Source organism: Pedobacter yulinensis, from assembly GCF_003029735.1.
GTDB classification, from domain to species: Bacteria; Bacteroidota; Bacteroidia; order Sphingobacteriales; family Sphingobacteriaceae; genus Pedobacter; species Pedobacter yulinensis.
This window is the reverse complement of sequence record NZ_KZ686269.1, coordinates 1388365-1409618: the sequence shown is the minus strand read 5'-3', so window position 1 is coordinate 1409618 and position 21254 is coordinate 1388365. Positions and strand designations below refer to the sequence as shown.

At 52.7% G+C, this 21254-nt stretch carries 22 protein-coding genes; 16 read left to right on the top strand and 6 right to left on the bottom strand.

The window, feature by feature from the left end; translation table 11 throughout:
- Positions 1 to 4 precede the first annotated feature (4 nt).
- The 11 genes from C7T94_RS13610 to C7T94_RS13560 all read left to right on the top strand — a co-directional run bounded on the left by C7T94_RS13610 (position 5) and on the right by C7T94_RS13560 (position 12234).
- Positions 5 to 1657 (top strand): sialidase family protein, encoded by a 1653-nt coding sequence (locus C7T94_RS13610; RefSeq protein ID WP_107216129.1) that lies wholly within the window; start codon positions 5 to 7, stop codon positions 1655 to 1657.
- Positions 1658 to 1677: 20 nt separating this feature from the next.
- Positions 1678 to 2619, top strand: coding sequence for a dihydrodipicolinate synthase family protein (locus tag C7T94_RS13605; RefSeq protein ID WP_107216128.1), 942 nt, complete (start codon positions 1678 to 1680; stop codon positions 2617 to 2619).
- Positions 2609 to 4114 carry a PKD domain-containing protein gene (locus tag C7T94_RS13600; RefSeq protein ID WP_107215831.1) on the top strand — a complete coding sequence of 502 codons (1506 nt, stop codon included), beginning with the start codon at positions 2609 to 2611 and terminating at the stop codon, positions 4112 to 4114. The genes C7T94_RS13605 and C7T94_RS13600 overlap by 11 nt, the downstream gene beginning before the upstream one ends.
- A 1-nt stretch (position 4115) precedes the next feature.
- On the top strand, positions 4116 to 5228 hold the full coding sequence (locus C7T94_RS13595; protein WP_107215830.1) for a galactose oxidase: 1113 nt from the start codon (positions 4116 to 4118) through the stop codon (positions 5226 to 5228).
- Complete coding sequence (locus tag C7T94_RS13590; RefSeq protein ID WP_107215829.1) at positions 5225 to 6457, top strand: MFS transporter; 1233 nt, start codon at positions 5225 to 5227, stop codon at positions 6455 to 6457. Before C7T94_RS13595 ends, C7T94_RS13590 begins: the two co-directional genes overlap by 4 nt.
- Positions 6458 to 6460: 3 nt before the next feature.
- Positions 6461 to 7855, top strand: coding sequence for a sialate O-acetylesterase (locus C7T94_RS19395; RefSeq protein ID WP_162618688.1), 1395 nt, complete (start codon positions 6461 to 6463; stop codon positions 7853 to 7855).
- 144 nt (positions 7856 to 7999) lie between these two features.
- Positions 8000 to 8950 (top strand): DUF6268 family outer membrane beta-barrel protein, encoded by a 951-nt coding sequence (locus C7T94_RS13580; RefSeq protein ID WP_162618687.1) that lies wholly within the window; start codon positions 8000 to 8002, stop codon positions 8948 to 8950.
- A gap of 27 nt (positions 8951 to 8977) precedes the next feature.
- A complete protein-coding gene (locus C7T94_RS13575) occupies positions 8978 to 9544 on the top strand; it encodes a porin family protein (RefSeq protein ID WP_107215827.1) in 567 nt (188 codons plus the stop codon).
- Between the two features lie 69 nt (positions 9545 to 9613).
- A complete protein-coding gene (locus C7T94_RS13570; protein ID WP_107215826.1) occupies positions 9614 to 10186 on the top strand; it encodes an RNA polymerase sigma-70 factor in 573 nt (190 codons plus the stop codon).
- A complete protein-coding gene (locus tag C7T94_RS13565; protein ID WP_162618686.1) occupies positions 10183 to 11145 on the top strand; it encodes a FecR family protein in 963 nt (320 codons plus the stop codon). Before C7T94_RS13570 ends, C7T94_RS13565 begins: the two co-directional genes overlap by 4 nt.
- Positions 11146 to 11319: 174 nt before the next feature.
- Positions 11320 to 12234 carry a lysophospholipid acyltransferase family protein gene (locus tag C7T94_RS13560; protein WP_107215824.1) on the top strand — a complete coding sequence of 305 codons (915 nt, stop codon included), beginning with the start codon at positions 11320 to 11322 and terminating at the stop codon, positions 12232 to 12234.
- On the opposite strand, the gene C7T94_RS13555 is transcribed toward C7T94_RS13560, so the two are convergent.
- Positions 12193 to 13956 (bottom strand): peptidase associated/transthyretin-like domain-containing protein, encoded by a 1764-nt coding sequence (locus C7T94_RS13555; RefSeq protein WP_107215823.1) that lies wholly within the window; start codon positions 13954 to 13956, stop codon positions 12193 to 12195. The genes C7T94_RS13560 and C7T94_RS13555 overlap by 42 nt on opposite strands.
- Positions 13957 to 14228: 272 nt before the next feature.
- On the opposite strand from C7T94_RS13555, the gene C7T94_RS13550 reads away from it, so the two are divergent.
- The 4 genes from C7T94_RS13550 (at position 14229) to C7T94_RS13535 (ending at position 16461) form a co-directional block, all read left to right on the top strand.
- Entirely contained in the window at positions 14229 to 14765 is a 537-nt protein-coding gene (locus C7T94_RS13550; RefSeq protein ID WP_107216126.1) for an RBBP9/YdeN family alpha/beta hydrolase, read from the top strand.
- Between the two features lie 150 nt (positions 14766 to 14915).
- Entirely contained in the window at positions 14916 to 15449 is a 534-nt protein-coding gene (locus C7T94_RS13545; RefSeq protein WP_107215822.1) for an RNA polymerase sigma factor, read from the top strand.
- Complete coding sequence (locus tag C7T94_RS13540; protein WP_162618685.1) at positions 15430 to 15696, top strand: hypothetical protein; 267 nt, start codon at positions 15430 to 15432, stop codon at positions 15694 to 15696. The genes C7T94_RS13545 and C7T94_RS13540 overlap by 20 nt, the downstream gene beginning before the upstream one ends.
- A gap of 72 nt (positions 15697 to 15768) precedes the next feature.
- Positions 15769 to 16461, top strand: a complete 693-nt coding sequence (locus C7T94_RS13535; RefSeq protein WP_107215820.1) for an ATP-dependent Clp protease proteolytic subunit — start codon at positions 15769 to 15771, stop codon at positions 16459 to 16461.
- On the opposite strand, the gene C7T94_RS13530 is transcribed toward C7T94_RS13535, so the two are convergent.
- From C7T94_RS13530 to C7T94_RS13510, 5 genes are all read right to left on the bottom strand, one after another.
- Complete coding sequence (locus C7T94_RS13530) at positions 16462 to 17244, bottom strand: class I SAM-dependent methyltransferase (protein WP_162618684.1); 783 nt, start codon at positions 17242 to 17244, stop codon at positions 16462 to 16464. It lies immediately after the preceding gene.
- Positions 17245 to 17272: 28 nt separating this feature from the next.
- Positions 17273 to 17827, bottom strand: a complete 555-nt coding sequence (locus C7T94_RS13525; RefSeq protein ID WP_107216125.1) for a pyridoxamine 5'-phosphate oxidase family protein — start codon at positions 17825 to 17827, stop codon at positions 17273 to 17275.
- Between the two features lie 95 nt (positions 17828 to 17922).
- Positions 17923 to 18606 (bottom strand): hypothetical protein, encoded by a 684-nt coding sequence (locus C7T94_RS13520; RefSeq protein ID WP_107215818.1) that lies wholly within the window; start codon positions 18604 to 18606, stop codon positions 17923 to 17925.
- Positions 18607 to 18655: 49 nt separating this feature from the next.
- A complete protein-coding gene (locus C7T94_RS13515) occupies positions 18656 to 19465 on the bottom strand; it encodes an AraC family transcriptional regulator (RefSeq protein ID WP_107215817.1) in 810 nt (269 codons plus the stop codon).
- Between the two features lie 102 nt (positions 19466 to 19567).
- Positions 19568 to 19939: a response regulator gene (locus C7T94_RS13510; protein WP_107215816.1), complete on the bottom strand. Its 372-nt coding sequence runs from the start codon at positions 19937 to 19939 to the stop codon at positions 19568 to 19570.
- Positions 19940 to 20104: 165 nt separating this feature from the next.
- Between C7T94_RS13510 and C7T94_RS13505 the strand changes: the two genes are divergently transcribed.
- Entirely contained in the window at positions 20105 to 21253 is a 1149-nt protein-coding gene (locus tag C7T94_RS13505; RefSeq protein ID WP_107215815.1) for a serine hydrolase domain-containing protein, read from the top strand.
- The last annotated feature ends 1 nt before the right edge of the window (position 21254 follow it).

Sequence of the window (21254 nt, the reverse complement as noted above, 5' to 3'; positions counted from 1 at the left end):
GCTTATGAATCAGAAAATCAAACTTTACCGGCTGCTATTTTTGTTCACTCTGAATGTGATCGTGTTCCCGTTGTTGGGCCTTGCTCAGGGGCTTAACGTGAAGCCGGTTCAACTCCCGCTGCTGCTCGACAGGCCGGCCAATCCCGTGGCGCGGCTTGCTGTATCGCTGCCGGCCAAAGCCGGGTTAAGTGACCTTGAAATTGAGGTAAGCGGGGGCGCTGAAAAGTACCTGAAGGGCTTCAGCCTGCTGCTTGCCGAAGGCGATTCAGCCGTCGTTAGTGAAGCAAAAATGAAAAAATATGCCGTGTTAGGCAGGACTGGCGCAACGGGAAAACAAAGAAAACTTTCCTTCAAATCCGAGCTGCCTGCCGGTACAAGTTATCTCTGGCTAACAGCAGAACTGGATCCGTCAACGCCGCTATCAGCCAAAATAGGCTTCCGAATCAAAAGCCTGAAAATCGGCGGTCGCAGCGTAAGACCAGCAAGCCCGGCCAGCGCATTCGTTTACCGTCCGGCTGTAGCCGTGAGGCGGCACCAGCAGGAAAATGTCCATACTCACCGCATTCCCGGCCTGGCTACCGCGACCGACGGAACCTTGCTGTCTATCTACGACGCGAGGTATACGAAAGCCGGCGACCTGCAGGGCCATATCGACATCGGCGTATCGAGAAGTTTCGACAAGGGCAGAACCTGGCAGCCCATGCAGGTGGCCCTTGATATGGGTACCTGGGGCGGCCTTCCCGAGAAGTTTAACGGGGTGTCTGACGCCTGCATCCTGGTAGATAAAACAACCGGGACCATCTTCATAGCCGGGCTCTGGATGCACGGAGTGATCAACAGCGATGGAAAATGGCTCGATGGCCTGAATGAAAACAGCACCGACTGGAATCACCAATGGCGCGATAAGGGTTCGCAGCCGGGTTTCGGCGTCAGGCAAACTTCCCAGTTCCTGATCACCAAAAGCACTGATCACGGTAAAACCTGGTCAAAGCCCGTTAACTTGACGCAGATGTGTAAAAAAGAAGCATGGTGGTTATGGGCGCCCGCCCCGGGTCAGGGCATCACCCTGAAAGACGGAACCCTTGTTTTCCCAACGCAGGGTCGTGACCATACCGGAAAAGCATTCTCCAACATTACGTACAGCAAAGACGGTGGTAAAACCTGGGAAACCAGCGAGCCTGCGGTCAGGGAGTCCACTACAGAAAACATGGCGGTCGAACTCAGCGACGGAAGCATCATGCTGAACATGCGGTCAAACGCGAACCGCGGCGATACCTCCGCGAACAATGGACGGGCAGTTGCAGTAACCCGTGACCTGGGAACCACATGGACTGAGCACGAAAGTTCGCACCGGGCGCTTATTGAACCAACCTGCATGGCCAGTATCATCAGGCATGACTACGTTGATAAAGGCATTAAAAAATCCATCCTTGTTTTCTGTAATCCGGACTCCAAAACGGCTAGGAATAACATCAGCATCAAGGTCAGTTACGACGATGGAAAAACCTGGCCGCGTAAAATTCTGCTTGATCAGGAAAAAAGCCGGGGCTACAGTTGCCTGACCAGCGTGTCGCCGGGCGTGGTGGGCGTGCTGTACGAAAGCAGCCAGGCGGACCTGGCCTACCAGCAGCTGGAGCTGAAGGAATTGCTGAAATAAATTGATTGAAAAAACTGAACATGAACAAAATAACAGGACTAATCGCTGCAACTTTTGCAGCTTACCATACAGACGGCTCTTTGAATAATACGCTTATTCCGGCGCTCGTCGAAAAAATGATCGACGACGGAGTGGCCGGTGTTTTTATCTGCGGAACAAATGGCGAAGGGCCAAACCTGACAGTAGCGGAACGAATGGAAGTGGCCGAGGCTTATGTAGCCGCCGCTGCCGGCCGTATCCTGGTACTGGTGCATGTGGGCCACAGTTCTATTGCAGAAAGCCGCAAACTGGCTGCGCACGCAGAACGTATCGGTGCAGACGCGATATCTGCTGTTTCGGCCTTCTACTTCAAGCCGTCTGATGTGGGAAACATGGTGGACTGTATGGCCGAAATTGCTTCGGCGGCACCAAATACACCCTTTTACTACTACCACATTCCGGCACTCACCGGCGTGGCCATTGATATGGTCACATTCCTTGAACTTGCCGGGCCGCGCATTCCAAATCTGGCCGGGATCAAGTACACAGCTGCGACCCTTCATGAATACCAGGCTTGTGTAAGTTATCAGAACGGGCGCTTCGATGTGTTGTTCGGGTACGACGAGCTGTTGCTTCCGGCCCTGGCTGTAGGGGCGCGGGGCGCCATTGGCAGTACCTACAATTTTGCCGCACCGCTGTACCTGCAGGTCATGAAACTGTTTGCTGCGGGGCTCCGGGATGAAGCGGCTGCGATGCAGTTGCATGCGGTAAACATGGTGCGCAATCTGGTTAAATTTCCTCCGATACCTGCGCAAAGGGCCATTATGAGCCACCTGGGTTTTGACCTTGGTCCCTGCCGCCTGCCGCTTACACCTTTAAAAACCAGCCAGGCAGACGACCTGATCGCTGCCTTGGGCAGCGACGGCTTTTTTGATGCTGTAGATCAAAATTATCAACTCATTCATTCTGAACATGAAAACTAAGCGCTCCATTTTTATAATCGCGCTGCTGCTGGTTGCCGCGGCGTGCAAAAAAGAAGAAACACAACCGCTGGAACCAGATTTCAGCGTAACAAAACAGGAGATCCTGGCCGGCGAAACCCTGACGTTCACAGATATTTCTGCGGGGCAGCCTTCGTCGTGGAACTGGGAATTTGAGGGCGGCACACCGGCCCGTTCAGATCTTTCAGGACCAGTGGTGACCTACAACCAGCCGGGAACCTATGCGGTGAGCCTGGAAATCCGGAACGCAGCGGGCAACGCAGTGGAGAAAAAGACTGGATACATTAAAGTGGGTTACCGGGATGTGGTAGCAGATTTCAGTACAAGTGCCACCACAGTCAAGCAGGAAGAAAGCATTACGTTTACCGACAAGAGTTCAGGTATGCCTACCGCCTGGGCCTGGGAATTCAGCTCGGGATCCACAGTGATCAGGTCCGAGCAGCAGAACCCCGTTGTGAAGTTCAGCACGCCGGGCGTGTACACCGTAAAACTGACTGCAACTAATCCCAAAGGCAACCACACGGTGGTACGCGAAAAATTGCTGACCGTGGTCGACATTACCTCTGTAGAGGCCGCCTTTGACAGCGACCAAACGGCCACCTACGCTGGCGGCAGCATTCAGTTTACCGATAAATCTGTTGGTACGGCAACCTCCTGGAACTGGACTTTCGAAGGTGCTGCTGTGACTTCGTCCAGCAGCCAGAACCCGAGGGTCACCTATCCGGCACCAGGGCGCTATAAGGTAAAGCTCGTTACCTCAAATGCAGCACGCTCATCGACAATTGAAAAAGAAAACTACGTGCTGGTGGTTCCGGCTGCAGGCCTTACCGCGTTCTATCCTTTTAACGGCAGCATTGATGATGCAGGCCCGTCAAAACTGGTCTCGACAGCAGTTGGCACTGTTACCTTTGCCGGTGCCGACCGCATTGCTGCGGCAGGCAGGGCGGCAACCTTTGGCACCAGCGGTGGTTTCACGGTTGCAGACAATGACGCCATGAATTTTGGTACAGGCGATTATTCGGTATCGTGTTGGGTCAGAACCACCACCACCACGAGCGGCATGATCTGGCAGGAGAGCGGTGGCAAAGGATCGGGCGACAACCAGACCTGGCTGCGGCTGCTGGGTACGGCCACCAACCTGACCTCTTTCGCTACTGAAGATGCGGCAGGCGGATCGACCATCAACCTGACCACGGCGGCAAACGGAGATGCCGCGAAAACCAATGATGGCGCCTGGCACCACATTGTCTGCACCCGTGCGGGCACCCTTACTGCAATTTATATAGACGGTGTCAAGATCCGCGAGATCAGCTCAGGTACCGGGGTTAAAAACACTTCGAATGCCGGCAATTTCAAAGTAGGCATGCAGGAAGGTACAGGTGGTTTCAGCCGGCAGTATGTTGGGCAAATCGATGACATCATTATTTATAAAAAGGCGCTTAGCCAGGCCGAGATCAATACGCTGAAAAACTTATAACATGAACAAATGCTGTTCGTATATCTTAATAATTATGCTGTTTACGCTGAATGAGGCGCCCGCGCAGAACCTGCACCAGGAAAAGCTGAGCTGGAAAACGCTGCCTTCCATACCTGATGACAAAGGTTTCGCCGGATCTTTTGCCGGTACGTCTGGCGCTGCACTGCTGGTGGCAGGCGGAGCAAATTTCCCTGACGGCCTTGCCCCCTGGAGCGGTGGCGTAAAGACCTGGACCGATCAGGTATTCGCACTGGAACCGAATGCCACGGCCTTTAAAATGGCGGGTAAATTGCCCCGGCCGCTCGGTTACGGCGCCTCGGTGCAGTGGGGCGACCGGCTGCTGCTGATTGGCGGCAGCAATGCAGGCGGGCACTACAGTGACGTACTTGTACTCGCTTATGCAGGCGGAAAATTCTCCGTTGAAAAATTCCCTGATCTGCCGAAGCCCCTGGCCAATCTCTGCGCTGCGCGCTGCGGAAACCTGGTTTATGTTGCCGGCGGACTCCTACAGCCTGATTCAAAAGCCGCTCTTAAACAGTTCCTGGTGCTGGACCTCCAGGCACCCGGCAAAGGCTGGAAAGAGCTTCCGGCCTGGCCCGGACCGGCAAGAATGCTGGCCGTTGCGGGGGCGGTGCGGAACACATTTTACCTGTTCAGTGGTGTGGAACTTGCAGACGGCAACCGCCGTTACCTGAAAGATGCCTATGCCTACGATGCGCATACAGGCTGGAAGAAGCTTGCCGATCTGCCATCTCCTGTGGCAGCGGCAGCTTCGCCAGCCTTCACAGACAAGAGCGGGGCCCTGCTCATATTTGGGGGGGACGATGGTTCTCTGGCACCGAAATCGGCTGAGCTGAAAGAACGGCACCCCGGTTTTTCTGATGCCATCCTGCAGTATGATCCCGCGAAAAACTGTTGGAAGCTGGCAGGCCACATTCCGACGCAGAAATTAGCTGATGCGGACAGGAAGCCAAATAAAAGTACCTGGGCACCGGTAACCACCACGCTTGCCGAATGGCAGGGTGCCATCGTGCTGCCGGGAGGAGAAGTGCGGCCGGCGGTGCGTACACCTCAAGTGCGGATGGCTGTGCCAGTTAAAACCAGCATCAAATGAAAAATACCCAGACTTCGGCAACACAGCTAAGTCCCTATGCGTGGCTTATTGTAGGCCTGCTTTGGATTGTAGCTTTCCTCAATTACCTGGACAGGATTCTGATCACTTCCATGCGGGACCCGATAGTAGCCGATTTCGGTCTTAGTGATGCCCAGTTCGGACTCCTTACTTCGGTGTTCCTGTGGTCGTACGGCGTATTGAGTCCTTTTGGCGGCTATTTTGCCGACAGGTATTCGCGGAAAATGGTTATCGTTTTCAGCGTGTTTATCTGGTCAGCAGTAACGCTCTGGACCGGTTATGCCAGTTCTTTTTCGGAAATGCTTGCAGCACGGCTCCTCATGGGCATTAGCGAAGCCTGTTACATACCAGCAGCACTTGCGCTGATTACTGATTATCACCGGGGGCGCACCCGCTCGCTGGCTACCGGCCTGCACATGACCGGTTTGTATGCCGGCCTGGCCCTGGGCGGCCTGGGCGGTTACATTGCCGAAGCCTATGGCTGGCGGGCGGGGTTCCATATTTTTGGCGCAATCGGTATCGTGTACGCGCTCATTCTCGCTTATTTCCTGAAAGACAATAAGACAGCAGGGGAGGAACAGCCGGAAGAAGGCGCTGACAGCGTCAGCATCGGCGGAGCCCTTAGCAATTTGTTTTCAGCAAGATCTTTTTACCTGCTGCTCTTCTATTTTGCCGTGCTGGGCATGGTTAACTGGCTTGTGTATGGCTGGCTGCCGACTTTTTTGAAAGAACATTTTTCACTAGACCTGGGCGAAGCGGGGATCTCTGCCACCGGCTACATCCAACTCGGCTCTTTTGCCGGCGTGCTGCTGGGTGGTTTTCTGGCCGACCGCTGGACCGCCCGCAACCCCCGCGGAAGATTGTATATGGTCATTATCGGCTTCACCATCGGGGCGCCATTTTTATACCTGATGGCTTCGACAGGCGTTTTCGCTGTTGCCATTGTGGCCATGCTGTTTTTTGGATTGGCCCGTGGTTTCAACGATGCGAACCTGATGCCCATCCTCAGACAGGTGGCAGATGGCCGGTATGTGGCAACCGGATACGGATTTCTTAATTTTTTGAGTACCATTGTGGGCGGCCTGATGGTCTACGCCGGCGGTGCGCTTAAAGACGCCAAGGTCGACCTCTCTGTGGTTTACCAGCTATCGGCATTGGCCATGCTGCTGGCAACCTGGGTGCTGTTTGCCGTGAAAATTAAACGCGATTAACGAATGAGAACCTTTTTTTTAGCATTGATTTTTTTATGCGCGGGTTTTTGCCCGGCCAGGGCCAGTGTTACGCTGCCCGCTGTTTTCAGTGACCACATGGTGCTTCAGCAGCAGGCAAACGTGCTGATCTGGGGGAAAACCCGGGCTAACGCGACTGTGCGTATCCAGACCGGTTGGAATGGACGGCGATACAAAACACGCGCAGCGGATGACGGTAGTTTCAGGCTTAGGGTCAGTACACCGGCAGCAGGCGGGCCATTCCGTATGGTGTTCGATGACGGCGAACGCGTGGTGCTCGACGATATCCTCATCGGCGAGGTCTGGCTATGCTCCGGACAGTCCAACATGGAAATGCCTGTGAAAGGATTTGCCAATCAGCCAGTTGTCGGTTCGAACGACTTGCTGACAGCAGCCGCAGAGCCCGGTGTCAGGCTTTTCAGAGTAGAAAAGAACATGTCCAAAACGCCGCTTACGCAGCTGAACACGTCCTGGCAGCTGCCTGCTGCTGCATCGGTTAAAGAGTTCAGTGCAATTGGTTATCAGTTTGCACGCATGCTACAGCGCACGCTGGGCGTACCGGTCGGTATCATCAGCAGCGCTTACGGAGGGACCGATATCGAAGCCTGGATGGACCAGGCTGCGCTGGCGCCGTTTAAAGATTTTCCGGTACCAGCCGATTCAGCAAAAATTAATAAAAACCACACCGGTGTTTTATACAATGCAATGATCAACCCTATTGCAGGTTTCCATATCAGGGGTGTTCTCTGGTACCAGGGCGAGAATAACCGGGTAAATCCCGCTACTTACGACCGTAAAATGGCTGCCATGGTTTCACTGTGGCGCCGAATCTGGGACTGTGGTGAATGGCCGTTTTATTATGTTCAGATCGCTCCGAATAAATACAAAAACCACAAGGAGCAGATCCCGCTGCTTTATGAGGCCCAGCAACGGGCCATGTCGCTCATACCCAATGCCGGCATGGCAGTCAGTGTCGATGCCGGCAGCATGACCACCATCCATCCGCCAGACAAGACCATCATCAGCAAGCGGCTGCTCTACTGGGCACTCGCACGAACTTATGGCAGGGAAGGTATCGCATACCAGGGTCCGGTATACCGGGACATGAAGGTAAACGGGGCCCAGGCTGTACTTGCTTTTGACAACATTCCATTGGGCCTGACCGCATACGATCAGAAGTTATTGTCTTTCGAGGTGGCCGGACACGACCGCGTTTTTTACCCGGCAGAAGCCAGGATCAGCGGAAAGACCATCGTTGTACAGTCTGAGCAGGTCAAGCTGCCGCAGGCCGTACGTTATGCGTTCAAAGATACATCAGCCGGCAATTTATACAATACGGAGGGATTGCCCGCAGCACCTTTCCGTACCGATAACTGGTAAAAGGATTTCCATCGGCAGGTGGGTTATAATTGGATGATCCCGGCACACTGTGCCGGGATTTTTTTTTAAAAAAATAATTAAAAAAAAACGCAGCTGCTAAGGGTAGGCCAGGTATTCCGTGTAACAGGAATAAAGAAAGTAAAAATGACCCTTTGTAAGCCCCAGCTACACGCAATCAAATTGACCCTTTTCCCGCTTTTCCTTGTGATCCTGTTGCTCGCAGGCACGGGAGCAATGGCCCAGTTCGGCCAGCCGAATACACTTCAGGCCGATGTAATTTATATCCCGAAATCCTACCACATACGCCCCGAAGATACCACCCGCACCACGGCTACAACTGCGCAGCAGCGGCTCGCTCTCGGTTATAATTTTATGCTCTCTGCCAGGATTGACTCGGCGAGCGGCAAGGTCAGAACCTGGATGGGTACGGTAAACGCCAATTACACCAGGCTCAACAATAAGAATTATCCGGCGCAGCTTTTACCAGACCGGCTGCTGTACAGTGAACTTGGCCTGATCCATTACCACAGCCTGAAACGCAAATGGGGCATGCTCAATTTATTCTCGGTAGGTGTGAACAGCGACCTGGTAAAGGTCAACACAAACGACCTCTTCATTAATGGTGGTTTTATCTTTATGAAACATTTCAATCCCAACCTGACGCTTGGTTTCGGTGCCTTTGCCTATAACGTACTCAGTACGCCCATGGTCATGCCCGGCCTGCTTTTCCAGTGGCAGACCACCGGAAAATTCAGGGTACTTGTCAACGTGCCTACAGAGGTTAGTGTGGCCTACAGCGTTGTGCCGGCATTCGAGCTTAAGGCGGCTTTTCGTCCTAAGAACATCAATTACGACGCAGAGAACAGGCAGGATCCTGCGCGTTCTTCCCTCCGGTACTGGGAACTGCCCATCGGGCTTGAAGGCCGGTTCAAAGGTAAACGGCTGGAATTCATGTTGTCTGGCGGTATCATGCCGGTAAGGAGTTACACCTATGGCGCCCGTGGCCTGCGCAACATGTTCCGGTCGTATTCCCCGCACCAGTTCTCTTCAAATTTTTACATGAGCGCCGGCCTCAGTTACCGGCTTAAAAAGTAACAGATTTAAAACTTAATAATCACAAAAATGAAAACAATTAAATTTTACATCGCTGCAGCCCTGTTGTTTGCAGCAGTCAAATCGACAAACGCACAAAGCACTGATCCTGAATTTGGCGTCAAAGCCGGAGTCAGTTTCCCTACGCTGCGGGGCGGTGTAAGCGGCATCAGCAATCAATCGAATAAGATGGGCCTGAATGCTGGCGTTTTTGCAAGGGTAGGAGGCGATTTTTATTTTCAGCCAGAGGTTAACTTTGTCTCGTTCAAAAGCACGTATACTTTTCAGGGTGCAGCCTACGAAGCTAAATTCAGGCAGCTGAATGTGCCGCTGATGGTTGGCTATAAACTGCTCAATGCTGAAGACCTCAGCCTGCGTGTATCGGCAGGACCTGACCTGAGCTATAATTTGAACAAACCCGCTGCTCCGGCTGGCACCGCGTATAAAAAGTTCACGGCAGGCGGCGTGGTCAACGCAGGTGTAGATATTGGCGGTGTATCATTCGATGCACGTTACAGCCTCGGCCTGACATCAGCAAACAAAGAACTTGACCAGAAGACAGGACTTTTCAGCGTAGCTGTAGGCTTTAAATTTTAAAGTTTCATGCGGGCGGTTCGTAAAACGGATCACCCGCATTCAAGAGATAAAAAGTAATTTGCACCCGGAATGCAGTTAACCGAACAAACCTTGCCGGCAACCGGTCACGCAACTCGCTTTGAAGCGCTTTTTAAGCAGCACTTCGGCGAATTGCACGAGTATGCTTATTCCATTCTCCGCGACTGGGACCTGGCCGAAGATGTGGTCGCCAGCATGTTTCTCAGGCTTTGGGAAAAATACAACTGGGAGGAAGAGAAAGGCGCCATCAGGGCGTATCTCTACCGCTCTGTATATCATGACAGCCTGAATTACATCCGCGACCAGAAGGTAAAGACAAGGTACCAGACACGCACTGCACATGCCATGAAAGACGAAACCGACAATGCCGCGGGGAAGATCGAACTAAGCCAGTTGGAAAAGCGGCTTGCTGCGGCCCTGAATACCTTACCCGAAAAGTGCCGTACCGTTTTCCAGCTGAGCCGCTACGAAAACCTGAAATACCAGGAAATCTCGGCAAAACTGGGCATATCATTGAAGACCGTCGAGGCTCACATGGGAAAGGCCCTGAAGACCCTGCGTTTTGAATTGCAGGAATACCTGCCCCTTTTTGTTATTTTATTTTTAAAACTCGGATGGTTATGAAAGAGGATCTGCTGATCAAACATTTCCTGAGCGAAGCAACAGCGGCAGAATCGGCTGCGATCGAGATCTGGCTGAAGGAAAGCGAAAGTAACCGCCTGCACTATGAACAACTTGTTTCGGTCTGGGAGTATGCAGGCAGGCTGAAGGGCAAAAGCCCGCTTGCTGCAGACGAAGCCTGGTCGAGGTTCCTTGCAAAGAAAGCTGAATCGGGCCCGCAAAACCAGCGCATGGCTGTAAGAAGCCTCAGGATTAATCTGTGGCTGCGTGTAGCCGCAGTGCTGTTTCTGCTGGCAGGGGCCTCCTGGACTGCCTGGCGCCTGACGGTAAACCGGTCGCCAGAGTTGATCCTGGTTCAAGCCGGTGCTGCAGTTAAACACGTTTCCCTGCCCGATGGCTCAACGGTGCAACTGAACGCTGGGTCGGCGATACGCTATCCGGAACAGTTTGATGAAAACAGGCAGGTCAGCCTCACCGGCGAAGCTTATTTCGATGTACAGCACGGTCTGGGTACGTTCAGTGTTACTTCAGGTAAAACCAAGGTAACTGTTCTGGGAACGGCCTTTAACGTAAAGCGGACCAGATCGAAGGTTGAGGTCATTGTAGCCCGTGGCCTGGTCAGGGTAAGTCGCGGCAAGGCCGCCGTAAAGCTTTCGCGGCAGCAACGCGTAACGGTCGACGACTTCGGGCAAGCCCTGAAAGCAGAGCTTAACCACGACGTTATGTACCGTTTTTATGCCGGTCGCACGATCGTGGCTGATAATACGCCGATGGAAGAACTGGTCTCAGCATTAAACAAAGCTTTTAAGGCAGATATCAGGATCATCAGTCCGGCAACGAAAAAAATTCCCATTACCGTAACCTTCAAAGACGAAGACCTAGAAGGCGCGTTGCGAGTTCTTAAATTGACAGAACCAACCCTCAGCATTCAACGTCGGGGCAGCAGCATTTACCTGCGTTGATCCTGTAAATTCTTAACCCATTTCTTCATATGGCCTTGTTCCTTTTTACGGCAGGTATTGTGCTGGGCTTGCTGTGCCTTGTCCTGGCGGCCCGCCTCATTGTCAATTGTATTCACAACGGCGCAGAGGATTAACCGCGAGCCGGTGTTTCACGTGTCTTCATCATATTAACTCATGAACCGATTCCTGGAAGCGACTGTGTTTCGCTTGGTTTACTTGTCCTTATATGTATGCAGCCTGGTTCCCCCCGTGTTGCTGCGGCGGCTTTCTGATATCCTGTTCGTGCTGTTACACAGTCTGCTGCGTTATCGTTCTAAAGTAACTCTTCAAAACCTGGCCCGCGCATTTCCCGACAAAACCTATGCTGATATTGCCAGTACTGCCGGGCTATTCTACCAGCACCTGGCCCGGTTGCTGACCGATGTGCTGCGCTTATTTTCCATCTCTGAGCCGGCAATCCGGCGTATGGTTCGCCTTCGCAATCCCGGGCTGTTGCAGGCCTGCCATGCATCCAAACGTGACGTGATCGCAGTGACCGGACATTATGGGAATTGGGAGTACCTGAACATTTTGCCGCGGCTGACCGATTATGAGGTATTTGCCGTTTACAAGCCCCTAAAATCAAAACTCGCCGGAAGGATCGTAGCCAGGATTCGAAGCCGGTTCGGTATGCAGCTCATTCCGGCCGGGCAGGCGGCACGGCAGCTGATGCGCAGTTCGCCGCACCCCAGGTTATCTGTGCTGATTGCCGATCAGTATCCCGGTCCGTCGTCGCCTGCTGATTTCTGTTTCCTGAACCAGTCTACGGCGGCTTTTACGGGCGCAGAAAAACTGGCCAGGGCCACCGGCGCCATGGTTCTTTACCTGGAAATGGAACCTACCGCTGCGGGTGGTTGGGAAGTGGGATTTTCGCTCATCACCGATACACCGCAAACCTGTTCAGAAGGAGAGATCACCGCAAAGTTTCTGGACAAATTACAGGGAACAATTTCGAAACGGCCAGAGCTCTGGCTGTGGTCGCACCGGCGTTGGAAAACAGGAAATTGCCTACCAGGCCATTTGCAGGCCAACGCTCCAGCCGGCCACTAAGCCGCGCCGGTTTTCCTCGCTGCTGCTCTCGCGAATGATCCAGCCAGGCAGGCGGCTGGTATCTTTTAAATCAAAAGAGGCGAGCGACAGGGAAGGCCCTGCAAAGAGCCGCAGGTTCCTGGTGATGTGAATGGCTGGCAGCGCCCTGACCGACAATAACGAAGCGTTGTGCTGGTCAAAGTCTGTAAAAGTGCGGTTACTGATCTCCGCATCGAGGGCGAAGTGTTTCCGCTTTAAAAGATGTCCGCCAAAACCGACTTCGAGGCCGTATCTTGATGGTTTCTCCGGGCGGTAGCCAACGGCAAGCAGGCCGTAGAGCACCCGGCCACCAGACCGGAATGCCATGCTGAAAAATGAAGCTTCGTCCAGACCGACAGAGATGCTTTTCGAACCATTCTTTATGAAATTGACAAAGCCGACAGGATAGTCGCTGCTGTCTGCCACGTTTATCAGGCCGGCAAACTGGAACCCTTTTACTTTTTTAGCAATGTTCATAAAGGCTGAAGCCTGCCAGCCGGATGTACCGCGGGCGATATTGACCAGGCCGCCAAGCTGCCCGCCTGCACCGGAACCAGCCCTATTGCCAAAACCGGAAAGCTGCAGCCCGGCTTCCCGGGCCGCATAGTTGCCGAAGGCAGCAACCTGCAGGCCCTTTGACTCGCCGGTAATATTGGCGAACCCTGCTATCTGGGCGCCAGTACCCAGGCTGCCTGACCGGTTAAGCAGGCCGGTGGCCTGCGTGCCGTTGATCTTGCCGGCAACAGCATTGAACGCCCCGCCAATCTGGGCACCATTGAGGTTCCGGCCCGAAATATTGAACAGTCCTGCAGCCTGAAAGCCGTCTACATCGGCCCGGTTAATATTGAAAGCACCGGCGAGTTCGGCCCCGCTTACGCCTGCTGTGTACCCGCCTATAATGTTCAACGATACCCGGTTGATCACCTGGCTGTTGTACATACCATGTGTGCTTAGGCCGGGAACGAAAGAAAGCTGGTAGGGGCTGTAAGCAAACAGCTTACCCAGGTTCAGGTTCTGAACCCGCTGCCGCGAAGAGGTGAAAAACCTGCCGAGCCGGCTGCTTTGAAGGTCTTCTTCATCTGCCGGATAATAACGATACCGGCGTTTACGCTCGGTAGACGATACCACGACGGGCAGCAACAGGTGCAGGCTGGTATCACGGTACCGGTCTCGGCTGGCACTCAACAGCACAGTTTCCCCCGGCCGTTTTAGCCGCAGTTCAAAGTTGCCCTGTGCATCGGTGAGCGCCGAGGTCAGGAGGTTTTTTTCATAAACGCTGACCAGTTCGAGCGGCCTGCCGGTGGCCGCGTCGCGTATCTGGCCCCGTACAAGTGCCGTGCGGGACGAATTGCTTTCAATGTCTGCCTGCAGGTCGAGTTTGCCGGGAGCATGCCGCAAAATGATGTATCCGGGTACTTCTTTAAACTCATATTCATTGCCTAGGATGGTACTCAGCAAGGTGTTCACCGTGCCCTGGTAGCGCGCCAGGCTCACGGCGCTGTCGGCAGGAATGCTGTGGTTGTTGTAAGCAAAGGAAAAATCGGTTTGTGCAGCGATTTTGTCGAGCAACTGCCCGATCTGCTGCTGCCTGATGTCAGAAAGGGTAACCTGCCGCTGCAGATTGCCCTGCGCCCGCGCCTGAAGTGAAAGAAACAGTCCGCACCACGCGGCGAAAAGAAACAGAAGTTTGTCGTAACGTTTCAAAATAGTTCGTTTTTAGATTTTACCAGTTCTGACGTTTTTACAGACCGGTTTCCCGCTGTTGTTACACCAAAAAGGCCGGCCACCCTTACTCCCGCATCAATTTTTTTCCAGTTTGCAGACAAAATTAAGCTTTATATGGATAGCACAAGCCGGCACGAGGGTTAATTTATGGCAGCGTATCGGGGCGTTTCCTCCTGTCAACAGGTTCAGACGAGGGTATGGCCGCCTTGTTTTATAGCGCGGCATGCCGTAATTTCGAAAAAAAAACTCCGATGAATTTTACATCCCGCATCCTCATTATTCCCGGACTTGGAAATTCCGGCCCTGAACACTGGCAGTCTTTATGGGAAGATCAGTTCGGTTTTCTCCGTGTTGAACAGCGCGACTGGGACACACCGATATGTGACGACTGGGTCGTCACTATTGACCACGCGGTCATGGCCGGTCCGCCGGAAGAGGTGATCCTTGTTGGGCACAGCCTGGCCTGTACGGCAATTGCATATTGGGCTGCTCAGTACGGTCGCAACATCAAGGGCGCCTTGCTGGTTGCTCCCAGCGATACCGAATCGCCTCACTATCCGCCCGGAACCACCGGATTTACACCGGTTCCGCTCAGCAAACTTCCTTTTCCTTCGATTGTAGTCAGCAGCCGCGATGATTATTATGTGACTGCGGAACGTGCTGAGCAATTTGCACAACACTGGGGCAGCAAGCTGGTTTTTCTTGAAGCGGCCGGGCACATTAACGCCGCAGCCGGCTTTGGGGCCTGGCCCGGGGGCCTGGCGCTGCTTGAACAGCTGGACCAATAATTCCCGGCGCAGCCGGGCATGGCTGTTTCAAACTGCGGCAGTCTGCTGACAGCTTGCGCTGCCAGGGCAAGCTGTCAGAGCTTATTTATTTTTTAAAATAAGGTGATGTTTGGCCGTTTTCAGGAACTTGTAGATAGAAATACACATAGAATGGATGCTCAGCACACAGATCAACAACGAGCCGGTCTTTTTGTCGGCCTGTACAAAAAGGCATTTCCGGCAACGGCGCGATACATCAGCCGGCACGGCGGCAGCCTCGACGACGCCCGCGACATCTTTCAGGATGCCCTGCTGCTGTACTATGAAAAGTATATAGCCGGCACCAAAACACCGCCGGAAGACGAAAGCGCGTACCTGCTCGGGATCTGCCGCAACCTCTGGTTAAAGCGTTTCCAGGCAGGGCTGCGGCTGAATAACCTCGAGGCTGCCGCCGATGACTTAGCCGAAGAGCAGCCTGAACGGACCTCAGAAGTCCGTCTGCGAAACCTGTTGCGCCGCGCCGGCAGTAAATGTCTTGATCTGCTCAGCGCATTTTATTATCATGGCCGGACCATGACTGAAATTGCTGCAGTCTTTGGTTTCTCCAGCCCCCATTCGGCCGCCGCCCAGAAACACAAGTGCCTGGAAAAGGTCAAGCAAACCGTAAAGCAAAAATCGCTGCAGTATGAAGACATCCTTGAATGAAACCCGGCACATTGACCGGTGTCTGCGCGGTACTCCCGACAACAGCGAACAGTTTCTGTTCCAGGCCCGGCGGCTCCTCGATCCGGCCTTCGATGCGTCTGTAAAATTACAGCAACGCTGTTACAGGCTGGTTCGCGACCATGCGCGTGCGCAGGTCAGGGCAGAAATTGCGGCGGCAGACCAGCAAGTTTTTAGCTTTCCTGAACATCGGGGGTTGCGCGACCGCCTGTATCGCCTGTTTAAATAAGCACTTTATTCATCAACCCTTTTTGATGCCCTGAAAAGGGTAAGGGGAAACTTTTGCCAAATTTTTATATCCATGAACATAGACAAGGAATTCCGGCTGTATGCCGTGAAACAACACCGCATGAGCAGTGTTTTGCTCGACGATTATCTGTCATCGGCCAGTGGCTGGCAGCTTCCGGTGGCCATGACGCCCTACATTACCGAAGAAAGGCAGCTGAACGTTGCGCAGATGGATGTCTTCTCCCGGCTTATGATGGACCGGATCATTTTTCTCGGCGAGCCCGTCGATGACCGGGTAGCCAATATCATCCAGGCACAGCTGCTGTTTTTGCAGTCTGCCGATGCGAAAAAGGATATTCAATTGTATATCAATTCTCCGGGCGGGTCGGTGTATGCCGGTCTGGGTATTTATGATACCATGCAGTACCTTGGCCCCGACGTTTGTACCACCTGTACAGGCACGGCACTTTCCATGTCTGCCGTATTGCTGTGTTCGGGTGCATCAGGCAAACGCTCAGCGCTTCCGCATGCACGGATCATGCTGCACCAGCCCTCGGGCGGCATGAGGGGCACAGCTGCCGATATGGAGATCAGCACCCGGGAAATTTTGAAGCTGCAAAAAGAACTGTACGCAATCCTGGCCAATCATACCGGACAGCCCTATGAGGCCGTGCACCGGGCATCTGACCGGGACTTCTGGATGACCGCTGCTGAAGCGCGTGACTTCGGCGCCATTGATGAGGTACTTGGGGAACCGGTGTTCTGATCAGCGTTTTACGGTACGCACACAGATAAAGTGTTTGTTTTTACTTAGGTAAGCGTAAGCTTCCGGGTCGGTTTGTTCGGCTTCTGCAAGCGGCTTTGGTTCCAGTACCTGTTCGATGTGCAAGCCGTTCGCCAGGCAGGCCTGCTCGATTTCTCTCCAGGGGCGTTGGTAAACCTGCATGCGGACGGAAAAACTGGCCCACTCTACCTCACTGAAGTGTTTGCGCTCAGGCTCCCGGCCTGAAAGCAGTGGATTTTCAGGGTGATCGGTAGAAAAAACAAGCACGCCCTGAGGCCTGAGCACGCGCGCAAACTCGCTGAAGAGCAGGTGCAGGTCGTCGACATAGTGAATAACCAATGCACAATAAATGGCATCGAAACTTGCGTCGTCAAGCACCAGCGGTTCGTTGAGGTCCTGAAGCAGGCAGGTTACGGCGTTGCCCGTTGCAGCAAGCGTAGCCTCGAGCATGGGCGCGCTGTAATCGGCAGCAGTTACCCGCGCACCTGCCTGAACCAGTAATTGGCTTACTGCACCCGGACCGCACCCGGCGTCGAGCACGTCCAGATCTTTCAGGGGCGGTAATAGCGACAACGATGCCGGGCGTTCATAGAATGCATTCCAGGCATTGTCCCGGATCGACGCTGCGTATTTTTGCACGAAGCCGGGATCAGCATAATTGGAATAAGAAAGACTCCTTGAAGAATCCATGGTCGACATGTAGTTATCTTTTGCCAGCTGATGAAAACGCCGGACGGTTAGCTGACCGGCCGGCGTTCTTGTCAAACCGGTATGTTAAACAGGTTTGTATAATTTAGACGTCTAAGGGACCTTCGACCGAGTCATCCATCGTTTTGCCAATCACTGTCGATACGGCCATTTTCAGAAACGCGACCACGTTCCCGTGCCGGTTGTCCCAGTAATAGCCTTCAGTAGGGGTAACCCTGATCAGGCTGATGTGCGGATCGTCTTTGCCGCCCTGAAACCAGGTTTTCATTAGCGGTTTCCAGAGCTCCTCTATCTTCTGCCGGTCATCTACCACTTCAGATATGCCATAGATATTAAGGAACCCGCTGTGCGCGCTGCTTTGCATAAGCAAATGCGTAAAGGGATCGCGTTGAATTTCATCATTTTTATGACTGTCGTCAAGACTCAGGAACCAGATGTTGCCCTCGTCGTCCACCTCCTGGATGGCCATGGGCCGCACAGAAAAAGGAATACCAGTCTTAATATTCGTGCAAAAGAAGCAGGTTTCAGCCTTGTTGGCAATTTCTCTGATCTTTTCTATAGCGATTTTTCCGCTTAGCGATTCTACATGTTCTTCCTGGCTGTTGTTGGTGCTGCCTTCCTGTTGATTATTGTGTTCCATGATTTTTGGTTTGATGTTATAGAAGTACAATCAAAGCGCTTATTGGTTTTGGAAAACTGAACCATGCCAGCGCCACGGCCTTAAAAAAGGGGAACTCAGTGGGCGGGAAACAGGCTGAGGTCTTTTCTGAAAACGAGCAGTTCGGCCTTTACAGCCTGGAAGATGGCAGGGTCGGCAAAAAACTCGACCACATCTGCCGTTTGCTGCAATTCGGCAAAACGTTCGAAGCCGATCAGGATTGTCAATTCATTCAGGTCACCTCCGTCTGCCACTTGCAGGGTTTGAAAAGTCCGGACACTTGGGCTGTACCTTTGCATGGCTTTCCTGATCGCTGGGGTTGCTTTTTGCAAACCTGTGGTTTTCAGGGTGAGCATGCGCAGGTATTTGCTGTTCAGCCCGGACTTACCTGGCGTGCTGAGTTCAGGCAGCACAACGAACTTCCACGCAGTTTCGAATACAGCGGCAGGGCCCACGTTCCTTGCATTGTCACGGGCGTCGCCGGCCGGGTGAACCGCCGCGTCAAAATCGGCCCATTGGTGCCCAAACGTTGCGTCAATAAACCGGCCGCTCCGCCCACCGGAAATAAAATACCAGCCGTACCAATCCCAGATGTCGCCATTGCGCTGGTGCCAGAGCAGGTGCCGCTTGTAGCCCGCTTCAAACCTCGCTTTTTTGTTCTGTAATGGATTCCAAATGGCGAATTGTCCCACCCGACCGCTTTGTGCTGCTGTTTGCTGCCAAAAACAAAAAACAAGCAGGCTGATCAAAAGTATCTTCATCCGCCAAAATTAAAAACGGCCGCTTTAGATAAATTGTAAAAAAATGACCCTAGGCCAGAAAAAGAGTATTAATGGTCTGCTGTGCAGAAAAATAGGCTTTCGGAGATTGCCCGGTCAACTGTAAAAAGGTTTTGTTCAGGTGTGACTGGTCAAAGAAACCAGCCTCGTAGGTACAATGCGTCAGGCTGCACGACGGATTGGCGAGTTTCAGATTGATGAAATGCTGCAGCCTGACCATGTTAACAAAGGTTTTTGGCGATACACCGGCATAACGCATAAACAGCGCGTTGAAATGCCTTCCCGAAATGCCGGTTTGCTTGACGAGGTCCTCAACCCTGACCTGTCCATGCAGGTTGCACACGGTTTGCACCGAATGATCTACCCTCAGGAAAGAAGGATTGGCCCGAAGGGAGTGCCGCAGCCTGCGCAGCATGTAATCTTCAAACTTGCCAAATACCTGCATGAAAGTTCCCTGCAACAGCTCGTTCAGTCTGTTTCCGCCGGGAAGGTCCTGAAGCGGGAGTTCCCGGTCTGTCAGCAAACTCGCATCAACATCAAAAAACAATGGCAGGGTATGAGGCTGAAAACGGATGCCGTAAAGCCGTGAACCCGGCATTAAACGCAGGCGATAGGGCTGCAGGTGCTGACCCGTTACGAAGGCCTGGGGTTCGGGTGCCCAGGTGGTTTCTGAGATTTGACGCCTAGCTTGCGGCCCTTCTGCAAAAAGAATGATTTCCTGGTGCCCGTCGGGAATGATCGTTTCTTCATGCGCCGGCCCCGGGGCCGGCACCTCAAGACACCAGAACGAACGGATCAGGTTTTTTAATGAATCTGGACTGTAAAATTGCAGACGAATCATGTTTTTTCAGGACTGCCTTCCTGCTGGCTGCAGATCAGGCTCCTTCAAACAAAGTTAACGGGAAGCCGCCGGTAAAACTTGTAAAAAAATGACCAGGCAGGTTTATTCTTCGTCGTTGGGTAAATAGCTGGCAACCGTATTGATCAGGTGTTCAAGCTGAAAGGGTTTTTCAATAAAGTCATTCGCTTTGTGCGGGCGGTCACGCAATTCATCAATATCAAACGAGCCGGTTAAAATGATAATCGGTGTAAACATCGTTGCTTCCTTTTCACGAAGCTGGTTCGTAATCTGGAGGCCGTCATTGCTGCCAAGCATAAAATCAAGAATGATAAGATCAGGCTGGAATTCATCTATGGCCTGCGTCAACGCAGCCAGTTGTGTCACGCCACAGCATTGGTAATTAGCAGATTCCAACACCAGGGTCGTCGCATCTACTATATCCTGGTCATCATCGGCAATCAGAATCTTTTTCATAGGTAAGGTGTTCAACAATTCTAAGGGCGTTGTTATACAAAATTACAAAAAATGTTGAAAATCAGGGCATTTTTTTATATAAACGGCTCTTGTAACTCAACAATAACCGCACAAACAGTAGGCGATTGTTTGTGAAATGTTTATTTTAACGCCCAAAATCGCCATATGTTCAAGAGATTCTTTACCGCGCTGTTAGCTGTATTTATCACTGCTTTTTCTGCTTTGCAGGTCCGCGCGCAAGCGGTTCCTCCTGCTATTGACAGCATCATGAAAAAATTTGATGCAGTGGGCCTTTCTGTCGCCGTCGTCAAGAAGGGCAAACTGGTTTACACCGGTTCGTTCGGGTGGAAAAACAGGGAGCAGCAGCTGCCGCTTAAGGATCAGGATATTTTCAGAATAGCTTCGATCTCAAAATCTTTTTCTGCTACTTCGATTATGCAGCTGGCAGATGCCGGTAAAGTATCACTCGATGATGATTTCAGCAAACTGATCGGTTTCAAGGTACGCAACCCTAAATTTCCCGAAACGGTCATTACCCTGCGGATGGTGCTCTCGCACACCTCATCGCTAAACGACAGCCAGGGCTATTTTACGCTCGATGTTATTGACCCGGCAAAAAATCCGAATGCGGCCAAGTGTTACAATGATTATGAGCCGGGCAAAGGTTACCAATATTGTAACCTCAATTTCAATATGGTTGGTACGGTCATTGAAAAAGTTTCAGGCGAACGGTTTGACCAGTACGTGAAGCGGCATATTCTCGATCCGCTTAAGCTATATGGCGGTTATTGCGTGGATTCGCTCGATAAAAATCGTTTTGTAACGCTGTATGAGTGGGATGGTAAGACAAAAACGTTCACACCCGCACCCGGGGCTTACAACCCGCGCAGCGGGGAAATCAGAAATTATGTAATGGGTTACAGCACACCCGTTTTTTCGCCTACCGGCGGAATGAAGATCTCGGCGGGCGACCTGGCGCGCTACATGATCATGCACATGAATTACGGTAAAACCGGTGCGGGGCGCATCCTTTCCAAAAAGAGTGCAGTCGCCATGCAGACGCCGGTGTCAGACGGTGAGGGTGGCTACGGGCTGGCCCTCCGGTCGGCAAACGACCTGGTTCCGGGTAAAAAGATGACGGGCCACACCGGCTCGGCGTACGGACTCTATAGCTCCATGTTTTTTGACCCGAAAGAAAAATTCGGATTTGTGACCATTACGAACGGTTGTAATCCGGTTTACAATGAAGATATGCCCCAGCTCACGCGCGACCTGATCGCGGCGCTTTACCGGGAATTCATCGCTGGCCGGTAAT

What these genes read in the sequence shown, in the direction of transcription:
- C7T94_RS13610 (WP_107216129.1), top strand. Translation starts at nt 5, where the DNA reads ATGAATCAGAAAATCAAACTTTACCGGCTGCTATTTTTGTTCACTCTG.
- C7T94_RS13605 (WP_107216128.1), top strand. Translation starts at nt 1,678, where the DNA reads ATGAACAAAATAACAGGACTAATCGCTGCAACTTTTGCAGCTTACCAT.
- C7T94_RS13600 (WP_107215831.1), top strand. Translation starts at nt 2,609, where the DNA reads ATGAAAACTAAGCGCTCCATTTTTATAATCGCGCTGCTGCTGGTTGCC.
- C7T94_RS13595 (WP_107215830.1), top strand. Translation starts at nt 4,116, where the DNA reads ATGAACAAATGCTGTTCGTATATCTTAATAATTATGCTGTTTACGCTG.
- C7T94_RS13590 (WP_107215829.1), top strand. Translation starts at nt 5,225, where the DNA reads ATGAAAAATACCCAGACTTCGGCAACACAGCTAAGTCCCTATGCGTGG.
- C7T94_RS19395 (WP_162618688.1), top strand. Translation starts at nt 6,461, where the DNA reads ATGAGAACCTTTTTTTTAGCATTGATTTTTTTATGCGCGGGTTTTTGC.
- C7T94_RS13580 (WP_162618687.1), top strand. Translation starts at nt 8,000, where the DNA reads ATGACCCTTTGTAAGCCCCAGCTACACGCAATCAAATTGACCCTTTTC.
- C7T94_RS13575 (WP_107215827.1), top strand. Translation starts at nt 8,978, where the DNA reads ATGAAAACAATTAAATTTTACATCGCTGCAGCCCTGTTGTTTGCAGCA.
- C7T94_RS13570 (WP_107215826.1), top strand. Translation starts at nt 9,614, where the DNA reads ATGCAGTTAACCGAACAAACCTTGCCGGCAACCGGTCACGCAACTCGC.
- C7T94_RS13565 (WP_162618686.1), top strand. Translation starts at nt 10,183, where the DNA reads ATGAAAGAGGATCTGCTGATCAAACATTTCCTGAGCGAAGCAACAGCG.
- C7T94_RS13560 (WP_107215824.1), top strand. Translation starts at nt 11,320, where the DNA reads ATGAACCGATTCCTGGAAGCGACTGTGTTTCGCTTGGTTTACTTGTCC.
- C7T94_RS13550 (WP_107216126.1), top strand. Translation starts at nt 14,229, where the DNA reads ATGAATTTTACATCCCGCATCCTCATTATTCCCGGACTTGGAAATTCC.
- C7T94_RS13545 (WP_107215822.1), top strand. Translation starts at nt 14,916, where the DNA reads ATGGATGCTCAGCACACAGATCAACAACGAGCCGGTCTTTTTGTCGGC.
- C7T94_RS13540 (WP_162618685.1), top strand. Translation starts at nt 15,430, where the DNA reads ATGAAGACATCCTTGAATGAAACCCGGCACATTGACCGGTGTCTGCGC.
- C7T94_RS13535 (WP_107215820.1), top strand. Translation starts at nt 15,769, where the DNA reads ATGAACATAGACAAGGAATTCCGGCTGTATGCCGTGAAACAACACCGC.
- C7T94_RS13525 (WP_107216125.1), bottom strand. Translation starts at nt 17,827, where the DNA reads ATGGAACACAATAATCAACAGGAAGGCAGCACCAACAACAGCCAGGAA.
- C7T94_RS13520 (WP_107215818.1), bottom strand. Translation starts at nt 18,606, where the DNA reads ATGAAGATACTTTTGATCAGCCTGCTTGTTTTTTGTTTTTGGCAGCAA.
- C7T94_RS13515 (WP_107215817.1), bottom strand. Translation starts at nt 19,465, where the DNA reads ATGATTCGTCTGCAATTTTACAGTCCAGATTCATTAAAAAACCTGATC.
- C7T94_RS13510 (WP_107215816.1), bottom strand. Translation starts at nt 19,939, where the DNA reads ATGAAAAAGATTCTGATTGCCGATGATGACCAGGATATAGTAGATGCG.
- C7T94_RS13505 (WP_107215815.1), top strand. Translation starts at nt 20,105, where the DNA reads ATGTTCAAGAGATTCTTTACCGCGCTGTTAGCTGTATTTATCACTGCT.